The sequence below is a fragment of the Pseudomonas sp. G(2018) genome (assembly GCF_005502415.1).
In the GTDB taxonomy this organism is placed as follows: domain Bacteria; phylum Pseudomonadota; class Gammaproteobacteria; order Pseudomonadales; family Pseudomonadaceae; genus Aquipseudomonas.
Window position 1 is genome coordinate 64,323 of record NZ_SCOO01000032.1, and the last position, 11,124, is coordinate 75,446.

At 58.9% G+C, this 11,124-nt stretch carries 10 protein-coding genes and 1 pseudogene; 5 read left to right on the forward strand and 6 right to left on the reverse strand.

The features are described 5' to 3' along the window. Positions 1-127 precede the first annotated feature (127 nt). From FFS64_RS24555 to FFS64_RS24565, 3 genes are all read right to left on the reverse strand, one after another. Positions 128-1,699 (reverse strand): GGDEF domain-containing protein, encoded by a 1,572-nt coding sequence (locus FFS64_RS24555; protein ID WP_137807488.1) that lies wholly within the window; start codon positions 1,697-1,699, stop codon positions 128-130. A 145-nt stretch (positions 1,700-1,844) separates the two neighbouring features. Next, on the reverse strand, positions 1,845-2,618 hold the full coding sequence (locus FFS64_RS24560) for an aldolase (protein ID WP_137807489.1): 774 nt from the start codon (positions 2,616-2,618) through the stop codon (positions 1,845-1,847). Positions 2,619-2,635: 17 nt separating this feature from the next. Continuing rightward, positions 2,636-3,340, reverse strand: coding sequence for a haloacid dehalogenase type II (locus tag FFS64_RS24565; RefSeq protein WP_137807490.1), 705 nt, complete (start codon positions 3,338-3,340; stop codon positions 2,636-2,638). Between the two features lie 109 nt (positions 3,341-3,449). Here FFS64_RS24565 and FFS64_RS24570 point away from each other — a divergent pair, with 109 nt between their 5' ends. Next, entirely contained in the window at positions 3,450-4,298 is an 849-nt protein-coding gene (locus FFS64_RS24570; protein ID WP_137807491.1) for a LysR substrate-binding domain-containing protein, read from the forward strand. Here the strand turns inward: FFS64_RS24570 and FFS64_RS24575 are convergent. After that, positions 4,293-5,243: a GlxA family transcriptional regulator gene (locus tag FFS64_RS24575; protein WP_137807492.1), complete on the reverse strand. Its 951-nt coding sequence runs from the start codon at positions 5,241-5,243 to the stop codon at positions 4,293-4,295. The genes FFS64_RS24570 and FFS64_RS24575 overlap by 6 nt on opposite strands. Before the next feature lie 114 nt (positions 5,244-5,357). On the opposite strand from FFS64_RS24575, the gene FFS64_RS24580 reads away from it, so the two are divergent. Then, positions 5,358-6,356: an SLAC1 anion channel family protein gene (locus FFS64_RS24580; RefSeq protein ID WP_137807493.1), complete on the forward strand. Its 999-nt coding sequence runs from the start codon at positions 5,358-5,360 to the stop codon at positions 6,354-6,356. A 15-nt stretch (positions 6,357-6,371) separates the two neighbouring features. Continuing rightward, positions 6,372-6,695, forward strand: coding sequence for a multidrug efflux SMR transporter (locus FFS64_RS24585; RefSeq protein ID WP_137807494.1), 324 nt, complete (start codon positions 6,372-6,374; stop codon positions 6,693-6,695). 79 nt (positions 6,696-6,774) lie between these two features. Here the strand turns inward: FFS64_RS24585 and FFS64_RS24590 are convergent, their stop codons facing one another. Beyond that, complete coding sequence (locus tag FFS64_RS24590) at positions 6,775-7,563, reverse strand: 6-hydroxymethylpterin diphosphokinase MptE-like protein (protein WP_137807495.1); 789 nt, start codon at positions 7,561-7,563, stop codon at positions 6,775-6,777. 204 nt (positions 7,564-7,767) lie between these two features. Next, positions 7,768-9,516 carry a murein L,D-transpeptidase gene (locus tag FFS64_RS24595; protein ID WP_137807496.1) on the reverse strand — a complete coding sequence of 583 codons (1,749 nt, stop codon included), beginning with the start codon at positions 9,514-9,516 and terminating at the stop codon, positions 7,768-7,770. An 83-nt stretch (positions 9,517-9,599) separates the two neighbouring features. Between FFS64_RS24595 and FFS64_RS24600 the strand changes: the two genes are divergently transcribed. Both FFS64_RS24600 and FFS64_RS24605 read left to right on the forward strand, forming a co-directional pair. Then, positions 9,600-10,301 (forward strand): murein L,D-transpeptidase catalytic domain family protein, encoded by a 702-nt coding sequence (locus FFS64_RS24600; RefSeq protein WP_137807497.1) that lies wholly within the window; start codon positions 9,600-9,602, stop codon positions 10,299-10,301. Between the two features lie 105 nt (positions 10,302-10,406). After that, positions 10,407-10,808 (forward strand): annotated as a pseudogene (locus FFS64_RS24605) (multicopper oxidase domain-containing protein); the annotation flags it as partial. Between the last annotated feature and the right edge of the window lie 316 nt (positions 10,809-11,124).

An 11,124-nucleotide genomic window follows, 5' to 3' on the forward strand; every position in this document is an offset into this window, starting at 1 on the left:
CATGCGTTAGGGAGACCTGCCGGATTTGGCAGAGCTAACGGAACTCTAGACGATCAAATGAACGGGAACTGACAGGCGGACAACCGGTTCGCCAGGTGTTGCGCGGGTGAAACAACAGGGCAGCGCTTCAACGATCCGAACGCATCAGCGCCTCGACACCGCCCTCCATCGACAGCACGGCCGAGCGATTGCGCCCCGAATGCTTGGCCTGATACAACGCCGCATCCGCCCGCTGGACGAACACATCCATGTTGTCTTGCCCGGTCGGTACAAACGAATAGCAACCGAGGCTGACCGTCACATAACCCATGGGCGAACCGGTGTGGCTGATGTTCTTGTCCATGACACTGCGGCGGATTTGTTCGGCTATGGTCATGGCGCCGTGGATGTCGGTGTCGGGCAGCAACACCGCAAACTCTTCGCCGCCGTAGCGCACCGCCAGATCGGCCTTGCGATGGCAGCACCTTTTCACCGCTCGCGCCACTTCGGCCAGGCAATGATCGCCCACCACATGGCCGTACGTGTCGTTGTAGCACTTGAAGTAATCGATATCGAGCATGATCAGGCTCAGTGAAGTGTGCTGGCGCGCGCCGCGCCCGAACTCGATGTCCAGCGCCCGCTCGAACAATCGGCGATTGCCCAGACCAGTCAGGCTGTCGTGGGTGGCAATCAGTTCAAGTGCTTGCTGGGCCTTGCGCAAATCCGCCTCGACCCGCTCACCGACACGCACTTGCCGGATGAATACCCAACCGAACAGACCTACGCCGAGCATGACCAGCGCGACAATGGCGCTGGAACGAAACGCTGTGTCGTACCAACCCGCCAGAATCGAATCCCTGGAAGAAGCCGCCGAAACCACCAGCGGGTAAGCCTCCAGCTGACGGTAGCCAAACAGGCGAACGACGCCATCCACCAACGAGGTGAACATCGCGTTGCCGGAGGGTGCCTGGGGCAGGAGTTTCTGAAAGATTTCACTTCGCGCCAAGGATGTGCCGATCTGCGACTCCACGAACGGCCGGCGCGCCAGCAGCGTTCCATCGGTCAACGCCACGAACATCGAACCGTTGTCGTCGATGTTGAAGCTTTTGAAGAACTGGTCGAAGTACGACATCTTGATTCCGGCCAGCAACACGCCCTGGAACTGGCCGTTCCTGTCGTTCACCCGTTTGGAAACCGGAATGATCCACTCGCCATTTTCCCGGCTGCGAATGGCCGGGCCGATGTGCGCCATGGACGACACGTTCTGCTGGTGAAACTTGAAGTATTCGCGATCCGCCACGCCAGGGCCGCGGGGCAGACTCTCAAATGAAGTCACGACCCACTGGCCCTTCTGGTCGAACAGCAGGATGCCATGCAACTGGTCCAATGCCTGCACGCGCCGGGCGAAGGTTTTCTGCAAGCGGGGTCTCAAGGTTGGACCGAAACCGTCGACCTGAATCCAGTCCACCAAACTGGTCAACACCAAATCGGCTTTCATGAACGTGTCTTCGGCCTGCTGCGCCATCGCCCGCGTCAGATTCGAGGAGGCGACCTGGGCCTGGCTCAGGTCATGACGGCGGGATTGCTCCAGTTGCAGATACAGCAAAGCACACAGGCACAGACATACCGTGGCAATAAACAATACCGCTGCCTTGCGCAGCGGTACGCGTTTTGATGCAACGTTGGGGGCGTGGTGCTGGTCGTGAAAGCGCGTGGGCAAAAAAGCTCATCCTTCAAGGGCAACGCATGGGCACCGGCCCAAAAGCCCTCATTTTTTGTGCGCGTAGTCTACGGGGTTATCGGGGATAAATGGGAGCCGCATATCAAGTGCTTCCGCCCCCAGAGCCCCTTCAGCCCATCGCGCATCAAGCAGAGCGCTGCAACCGCCGCATCGCACTGTGCAAATGCGCCCGCGCACTTTCAGCGTCGCCCATGCGCATCTGCTCATAGGCGCGTTGGGCGATTTCGTGGGGCACCGGCAGGAGTTCCCGCTGGGTTGCCATGGCCATCAATTGCACTTGGGCGGCGCGCTCCAGGTAGTACAGATCATCCCAGGCTTCGGCGATGGTGGCCCCGGCGACGATCACCCCGTGATTCTTCAAAAACAGGATGTCGGCATTACCCATGACACTGGCAATGCGGTCGCCTTCGGATTCATCCAGGGCCAGGCCGTTGTAGTGCTCATCCACCGCCGTGCGGCCGTAAAACTTCAGGGCCGTCTGGCCAAGCCACAACAGGGGTGGACCTTGCAGCAGGCACAACGCGGTGGCGTGCGGCATGTGCGTGTGGAACGCTACTTTCACCCGTGGCAACTGTTGGTGCAGCCGCGCATGAATGTAAAACGCCGTCGCTTCCGGCTGACCCTCGCCGTCCACCACATGGCCGTGGAAATCACAGACCAGCAGCTTGTCAGCCGTGACTTCTTCGAAGGCGTAGCCGTAGGGATTGACGAAAAACAGATCATCGCGCCCCGGCACCATGGCGGAGAAATGATTGCAGATGCCCTCCTCCAGACCATGACGCGCCGCCAGTTGAAAGCACGCGGCCAACTCCGTGCGGGCGGTGATGACGGCCGGTGCATCCAGATCGAGGCCGGTGTAATTCGAGAAACGGGAACTGCCTGCAAGCGTATGGGCCATGGCGCTGACTCCGTGGGTTACCAGCCAAGGGATGTGAACAAGGGCACGACCTGATCCAGGGTGTTCAATATCGCATCGGGTCGATAGTCCGGCAGCAACTGCCGACCGGTGCCACGGTCGATCCATACGCAACGAAAGTGCATGTCCCGGGCGGCGGTGTGATCCAGTGTAGGGCTGGCGCAGATATGCACCACTTGCTCGCGGGTGACACCCAGTTGTTCGTGCGCGTAGTCGAACAGCCTGGGATTGGGCTTGTAGGCGCCGGCCTGCTGGGCGGTGATGACCCGGTCGATGTGCCCGCCGAGTTGCGCGACGTTGCCGGCAATGATGTCGTCGTCGGTATTGGACACGATGCACAACTTGAACCCCATCGCCTTGAGTTGCGCCAGGGTCGCGACCACCTCGGGAAACGGCGGCATCCGCGGAATCGCCCCGGCCAGGCGTTGACTGTCCTCGGGCGCACTCGCCAGGTTCAATTCCTCCAGCGCCAGTTGCAACCCAAGCGTACTCAATTGGCGGAACGAGCGATGCGGCGGAATCTGCTCCAGTCGATGTTCGTGCCGGTCATAGACCTCGATCAGGTTATCGACATCGACAGCGTGGTTGCCTTTGTCGCGCAAAATCTCGGCCACCACGGCTTGCAAGCCTTCATCCCATTGAATCAGCGTGCCGTAGCAATCGAAGGTCAGCCATTCGGGGCGCAGGGTGTTTTGCAGTGTCATGGCAGCATCCTCTGAAGTGTGGGGTTCAGATTAAGTGCGAGCAGTGATAGTGTGAAATTAAATAAACACTTAATCGTCAGTTACAAAACAAATATCAACGGAGGCCGTCATGCTCGATCTCGAACTGCTCAAGACGTTCGTCTGCGTAGTGGACGAAGGTAGTTTCACCCGCGCGGCCGAGCGCGTACACCGAACTCAATCCACCGTGAGCCAACAGGTGCGCAAACTCGAAGAGCTGGTCGGGCATTCATTGCTGCTGCGCGATCGCACCGGGCAAAACATCAGTGTCACCGAGCATGGCGAAATGCTGATTCACTATGCGCGGCGTTTGCTGACGCTGTCGTCAGAGGCCGTGGAAGCGCTGGCCAGCGACGTGGATCTGGAGATCCTTCGCATCGGCGTGCCGGAAGATTTCGATGCCCGGCGCATGGCGATGATTCTCGCCGGGTTCAACCGCGAAAAACCCCAGGCACGCCTGGAGACCCTCAGCGGCATGAGTACCGATCTCAAAAACAAACTCGCCAGCGGTGACATCGACATTGCCTTGGTCAAGCGTGAGCCGGACAGCGGCCCGTGCTGGGCCGCCTGGCCGGAAACGTTGGTGTGGGTCAAAGGTGCGCAGGCAGACCCGGCCAACGGCATGTTGCCACTGGCGCTGTTTCCTCAAGGGTGCATCTATCGCCAACGGGCCATCCGTCTGCTGGACGTGGCGCAACGGCCCTGGCGTATCGCATTCGGCAGCCACAGCCTGACCGGGATTCAAGCCGCCGTGGCCTGCGGGCTGGGCATTTCGGTGTTGCCTGCTTCGGCGGTGCTGCCCGAGCACAGCGTGTGCACCGACCTGCCGGCGCTGCCGCCGACAGAATTGGCGCTGATCAGTCGCGAAGGCGCACTGAGCGGATTGCAGCGGGCGCTGGTGGAGTTTCTGCGGGTGGAGCTGCAAAGCCCCGCTTTATAAAAATCGCTTCCGATAGTCACTGGGGCTGATCCCCAGGCGCCGAACAAATGCGCGCCTGAACCCATCGATATTGGCATAGCCCACCTGATCGGCCAGGCGCTTGAGGGAGACGTCTGCGCCTTCGATCAAGCGCCGGGCCTCGTCGATGCGGGCCAGTTCGACGAACTCCGCCGGCGTGAATCCGCCTTCGGCCTTGAACACCCGGGCAAAGTTGCGCTCACTCATGCCCGACCGCTCGGCCAGGGTCGGCACGCTCAAATCGGCCTTCAGATTTTCGACGATGTAACCCTGGATTTGGCGAATGACCGTGCGCTCTGCCGTTTGTGCCGCCAACTGCGCACTGAACTGCGACTGCCCGCCCGGGCGCTTGAAGTACATGACCATTTCCCGGGCGATGCTCAGCGCCAATTCACGGCCGTGATCCTCTTCGACCATGGCCAGCGCCAGGTCCATGCCCGCCGTAACACCGGCCGAGGTGTAGACATTGCCGTCGCGGATGAAAATGCTGTCCGGCTCGACAATGGTCTCTGGAAATTCCTTGGCCAGCAGCGCGCTGGAATTCCAGTGAGTGGTCACGCGCCGCCCTTGCAGCAGACCGGCCGCCGCCAGCACAAAGGCACCGCTGCACACCGAGCCGATGCGCCGCACCTTGGTCGCCTGAAGCCGTATCCAGGCTTGTAACTGCAGGTTTTGCGCGACCTCGCTGACCGCAGGGCTGCCGGCAATCAGCAGCGTATCAATCGGGCCTTTGAACGTATCGATGGTGCCGTCCAGCGCCAGGCGTAAACCGCTGGTGCCCTTGATCGGCCCGGTCTCGGTGCCGATCACCGAGACTTGATAGGCCCGTGGCTTGCCCAGTTGCCGGGCGGCTTCGGCAAATACATCCGCTGGCCCGACGATGTCCAGCATCTGTACCCGAGGGAATGCCAGCAAGGCGATGCGCATGGTGTCTGTCCTCGTAATGTTAATGGCTGAAAACGTCGTTTCAAGACGCTTCAAGCCAGATGAATATTGGCAGAAACTACCCATGACGATTAATTCAGTCAACCGGAGACCGCCATGACTGCCTTGAATATGCCCCCTGCCGTCGCCCTCGATTCAGTCACAAAATCGACGTCGATCAAAAACCTCCCCATCAACCTGTTCGGCTCCGTGATGGGGCTTGCAGGCCTCAGCCTGGCTTGGCGCCTGGTCAGCCAACACACCGCTCAGGCCAGTGTGATCGCCGACGGAATCGGCCTGTTTGCCGGACTGGTCTTCGCCCTGCTGGTATTGGGCTACCTCACCAAATGGATCAAGCACCCCGAAGTGGTGAAAGCGGAATTCAACCACCCTGTGTTCGGCAACTTTTTCGGTACCGTCACCATTGGCCTGTTACTGCTGTCTGCTGTATCTGCCCCCTACAGCGCGGTGTTGAGTCAGGTGCTTTGGGTCATTGGCAGCCTGTTGACCGTGGTGCTGGGTGGTGTGGTGGTATCGCGGTTGCTGTCGGGTAACCAGGACGCGCAGCATGCCGTTCCTGCGTGGTTGATCCCCGGTGTCGCCACCCTCGACATCGCCGTGGCCGGTGCGCAAATGCCCATGGCCTGGGCTTATGAATTCAACGTGTTCGCCATTGCCGTCGGCACCGTGTTGGCGCTGATGTTCTTCACCCGGATTTTCGCACGACTGGTTCACGAGCCCGCCATGGCCAAAGGCATGACGCCTTCGCTGATGATTCTGATCGCGCCTTTTGAAGTCGGCTTCCTGGCCTACACCAACTTCTTCGGGGTGATCGATCACTTCGCCAGCCTGCTGTTCTACTTCGGTCTGTTTCTGTTTGCCGTGCTGGCCTTCAAAGTGTTTCGCAAAGACGTGCCCTTCTCGCCTGCCTGGTGGGCCATCAGCTTCCCCATCGCCGCGCTGAGCAATGCCGCGTTGAAATACGCCTACGCACAAGACAGCATCGTCCTCAGTGCCGTGGCCTATTTGATTCTGGCCTTCCTGACCATTGCCTTGGCGGTACTGACCGTGAAGACATTGAAAATCCTGTTCAACGGAAAACTGTTGTCCAACTGATCCATCGAGGCATCCATGACTTACGGTTATTCCTGGGGCCTGCTATTTCTGGCAGGCCTTCTGGAGATTGTGTTCGCGATAGGCTTGAAATCCGCCAGCGGCTTGCAAAGACCCTGGTTGTTACTCGGCACGTTCGTGGCTTTGGCGGGGAGCCTGACGTTGTTGACCCTGGCGCTGCGCCAACTGCCCATTGGCACAGCGTACGCCGTGTGGACCGGCATAGGTGCTGCCGGTACGGCATTGGTCGGCATGTACTGGCTCGGCGATTCGGTGTCTTTCTGGCGGGTGGTCTGGCTGGGGATGATTGTGGTGAGTGTTGCAGGGCTGCGCTGGTCGTGAGACCGGTTGAGCAATACGGATTCACAAACAAAAAACGGGCGCTTCAAAAGCGCCCGTTTCCATGGGTCAAGGATTTCCGTCAGACCCGCTTGTCCAGTTCATCCAGCGACACCCGAGCCACCAACTCCTCAGGAATTCGGGAGACATCGGACAGGTTATAGACTTGAAAATCCTTGTTCATGACGTATTTCGACAGGATCTCGAATGACGGCAAAATTCTCGTATAGAAGTGCTCATCAAGCCGGCAGGGGGAAGCAAACACCCCCGGCGCTTCATAGAAGCGATTCGCTGATTGATTCAAGTCCACACCCACCAGAAACACCTTGGTAAACCCCAGGTGATAGGCAAGCTGTAATGCCAGATAAGCCACTGTGCGAGCGTCGAAAAAACCGCGCTTTAGATTCTTGCTGAAACCCAGGCTCCGATTACGGCCAGTGCCGAGCTTGCGGCTTCTGACAAGTTCGTTGTCATTGCGGAACAGATCGCTCCAGGACAGCTTGGGTGCCCGGCTCAGTAGATACAGCTGGCCTGAGGGTTTGACCGTTGTGTGCCAGACATGATCCTCCGACAGCGCGACCCGTTCACTGAGTCGCATGGCCTGAGAAAACAATTCAGGTTGCTGCCGGGAAAAGCCCTGATCGGTACACACATAAAAAAACGGTTTGATGCCTGTCCCGATAAACTTCGAGATCGCGCCATTCATGGTGATCATCGGAACATCTGCAAATCTTTCCAGCGGAAAATCCTTGGCAGACGGCCCCGAGGCAACGATGAACACCGATCCTTTTTGAATGTTGCGGCACTCATCGAGGTCATGCACTTGAAGTGGACCTGCGGTGCGTGACGAGTTTTTCTGCGCAACATCCATCTTCAAATTTCCTATCCATTGAGATCGATCATGTGTGACCAATGTTCATTGTGATAGTTTTCAACCGACGAGCCAACCGCTTGACTTCATCGGATCCCAAGTTTGCGACGGAGCGCAAAGGCCGTCGCAGAGCGTTTCCCCGTTTTCAGAAACGACGCACAGTCTTGGGTCAAAGTGAAAACCACCCTCGTCTGACACTGTCTATTACGGGTTTTGCCCTGTGACCACCATCGCAGTTTCCGCTCGTGGCAATTCCAGCGCAGGCAGTTTTGAAGGCAAGTTCAACTGCTTCAGTACTGGCGTGTCGTAGCCATAAACATCGGGTTTGAACGTCACCCGCCCCTCTTTGCTCAGGTCCACCGTCCAGTAAGCCAACAGCACCGGCACCTTGACCGGGAGCCTGATGTTTTCGGTCCTGCCATTGGCCAACTGCTTCTGAATGCCCTCACTGTTCCAGTGCTCCGGGTCGTTGAACAACAGCTCGACCAACTGCAGCGGGTTTTCCACCCGGATGCATCCGGAACTGGTGGCGCGCATGGACTTGGCGAACAACTCGCGATGCGGTGTGTCGTGCAGATAAATCGCATAGTCGTTGGGGAAACGAATGACCACCTGCCCCAATGAATTCTCAGGGCCGGCATCCTGGCGCAGCGTGATACCGCGCGCGTTGTACCAGTCGACGGTCGACGGATCGAGCACGTTGCCTTCCCGATCCAGGACTCGGATCCGATTGGCCGCCAGGTAATCCGGGTTCTGTTGAATCTTGGGCAGCATATCCTTGACCAGAATCGTCGGCGGCACGGTCCAGGTGGGGTTGAATGTGACGTAAGTAATCTCGGATTGAAACACCGGCGTACTGCGAAACGGCTTGCCGACCTGTACCCTGGAACGCCAGATCGGCTGGCCGTCGCGATACAGCGCAACCTTGTACCCGGCGATGTCCACGACGACAAAAGTGCCCTGCAGCTTGTACAGCAACCACCGCGCCCGCTCCATGTTCACCCGGACCTGATCGATCCGTGCCTCGACCGACACATTCAGTGCCGCCAGGGTCGCCGCCCCTGCCACGCCGTCCGCGCCCAGATACTGCTCGGCCTGATACTTCTTCACCGCCGCAATGACTTTGTCGTCGTAATCGCTGCGTTTGCCCTTGGTCGGCTCCAGATAACCACCGGCCACCAGGCGGGCACGCAGCTGTGCAACTGCCGCGCCGTCCATCCCCGGTTTGAGCGACTGCCCCTCGGCGACCTTCGGCCAACCACCGGCATCCCGAATCTGACGCAAGTGCGCCAGCGCTGCGCGCATGCTGCGATAAACCGCCTCTTGCGGCGGCGCTTGAGCGAACGCGCGAGCCACTTCGTGATCGTCGAGGGCAGCAAAGAAACTGTTCACATCCTCACGGGGATCAACCCCCTCGGGGTCGAAGTTCCAATGAAAATCCAGCCGTGACGGGTCGACCTTGCCACGCCGCAATTGCAGCAACGCGGTGATGTAGGTGCGGGTCAGCCCGATATCGTAAGCCGCCAACTGCGCTGGCGTTGGCGCGGTGGCCTGCATCGCCAGTTGCGCCTGGACCAATTCGGCACTCCGGTAATCCGCGGGGTTCAAGCCATCGATTTCAGTCTCATCCAGACTTTTGAGCAATTGGGCGACATCGCGTCCGTTCGTCCAGGCGGCGCGATAGTTGCGGTGGGAATAGAAATCCAGGACCACGCGGTTGATGTCCGCGCGCTGATGCTTGCGTGAAGTGAGCAACGGCGGGAATGCCGATTGCAGGGGTTCCAGCACCGCCTGGATCGCTTGACCCACGACATCATCAGGCGCCGCCGACACCACACTGGTTTCCGGAGTTACCGGCACGATCGGCGAAATTTCACCAAATGCCGTGCCGCTGATCAGAAAGACCATAAAAAATGCGCGGCTTATGACGAATAACCTTGTTAATTGCACCATGGATAATCCTTAATCTCCCGCAAATCAAAGGCTAGCGTTCCACTCGCTGCTAGACTCGACATATTCCTGATGAGACTTACCTTATGCCGATACAACGCTTTGGCTTTCTGCTCACAGCCCTGCTGTTGACGTCGGCCTACCTACCAGCCTACGCCGATTCGCTTGAAGTGGCGCTGGCCAAAGCTGCTCCAAACGCCAATGCAAAAGTCATCGCCCTGGCGGTACGTGCCACCCAATGCACCCGCGCCCAAGGCTCAGCCCCGGCACAGAGACTAGCAGTGATCGATTACTCCCTGCCTTCAACCGAACAACGGTTGTGGGTGTTCGACCTGAAAAAGCGCAAATTGCTGTTCCAGGAGCTCGTCGCCCATGGCCGCAACAGCGGCGAAAACATGGCCACCCAGTTCTCCAACCAGAATGAAAGCTTCGCCACCAGCCTCGGCCTGTTCCGCACGCAGGAAAGCTATCGCGGCCAAAACGGCTACTCATTGCGCATGGAAGGCCTGGAGCCCGGCTTCAACGATAACGCCTTTGATCGGGCAATCGTCATTCATGGCGCACCGTACGTCAGTCCGGTCCTGGCACGCGCCAACGGTCGCATCGGCAGAAGCCTCGGTTGCCCGGCAGTCCGACCCGCCATTGCGCGCAGGCTGATCGACTCGATGAAGGATGGTCAGTTGCTGTTTTCCTACTACCCGGATCAACGCTGGCTGAAGTCTTCTTCCTATATCAATTGTGGCAGCGGGACGGTAGCGTCATCGGACAAAGCCACCAAACGCCAGTAAACCTGCAGGCCAAGCTGTCAAAACTGTAATCTTCGCCTCAGCCTGCTGAAAGGCACCGCCCGTTAGCCTCGTCGACACGTTCACCAGGCTGACGGGAAAAACGGCATGCACTCCAACACTTCAAGACGCACCTTCGTCAAGGGGCTGGCCGCGGGCGGGCTGCTGGGCGGCCTCGGGTTATGGCGACGCCGGTCTGGGCGATCACCAGCCCCGGCGAACCGCAGGTGCTGGCCGGCAGCGATTTCGAGCTGTTCATCGGCGAAACCCCGGTCAACTTCACCCGCAACCCGCGCACCGCAATGACCATCAACGGCAGCCGGCCCGCTCCTGCGCTGGCGTGAAGGCGACACGGTGACGCTGCGGGTGAAGAACCGGCTCAAAGACAGCACCTCCATTCACTGGCATGGCATCCTGCTGCCCGCCAACATGGACGGCGTGCCGGGGCTGAGCTTCAAAGGCATCGAACCGGGTGGCGTCTACGTTTATCAATTCAAAGTCCGGCAAAGCGTCAACGGCTGCTGGATATCCAACGACAAGACTTGATCCGTCAACAGGAAGCGGCTGAACTTCAAGCTGCACTTAACCGTGTAACTGCGATGGAAGAACGCAATCGGATAAGAAATACAAGACCTTCCCTACAACGTCAAAACGCCAATATGCCGGCGTAGCGATAGTGTAAACATTGGCTCTATAAATCCGTGCAGTAGCACGCCCATAGGCATGGCGTTATCGTGGCTGGCCCAGGCCCGGTCAAACACATGCCCAACAAGCCGTCTTCGTTTGAATGCTCAGTACATCGACCCCAAGCCCCACACCCCCATTC

Excerpts from the sequence above, each read along its gene's own strand:
- FFS64_RS24560 (WP_137807489.1), bottom strand. The coding sequence starts at position 2,618 with ATGGCCCATACGCTTGCAGGCAGTTCCCGTTTCTCGAATTACACCGGC.
- FFS64_RS24565 (WP_137807490.1), bottom strand. The coding sequence starts at position 3,340 with ATGACACTGCAAAACACCCTGCGCCCCGAATGGCTGACCTTCGATTGC.
- FFS64_RS24570 (WP_137807491.1), top strand. The coding sequence starts at position 3,450 with ATGCTCGATCTCGAACTGCTCAAGACGTTCGTCTGCGTAGTGGACGAA.
- FFS64_RS24575 (WP_137807492.1), bottom strand. The coding sequence starts at position 5,243 with ATGCGCATCGCCTTGCTGGCATTCCCTCGGGTACAGATGCTGGACATC.
- FFS64_RS24580 (WP_137807493.1), top strand. The coding sequence starts at position 5,358 with ATGACTGCCTTGAATATGCCCCCTGCCGTCGCCCTCGATTCAGTCACA.
- FFS64_RS24585 (WP_137807494.1), top strand. The coding sequence starts at position 6,372 with ATGACTTACGGTTATTCCTGGGGCCTGCTATTTCTGGCAGGCCTTCTG.
- FFS64_RS24590 (WP_137807495.1), bottom strand. The coding sequence starts at position 7,563 with ATGGATGTTGCGCAGAAAAACTCGTCACGCACCGCAGGTCCACTTCAA.
- FFS64_RS24595 (WP_137807496.1), bottom strand. The coding sequence starts at position 9,516 with ATGGTGCAATTAACAAGGTTATTCGTCATAAGCCGCGCATTTTTTATG.
- FFS64_RS24600 (WP_137807497.1), top strand. The coding sequence starts at position 9,600 with ATGCCGATACAACGCTTTGGCTTTCTGCTCACAGCCCTGCTGTTGACG.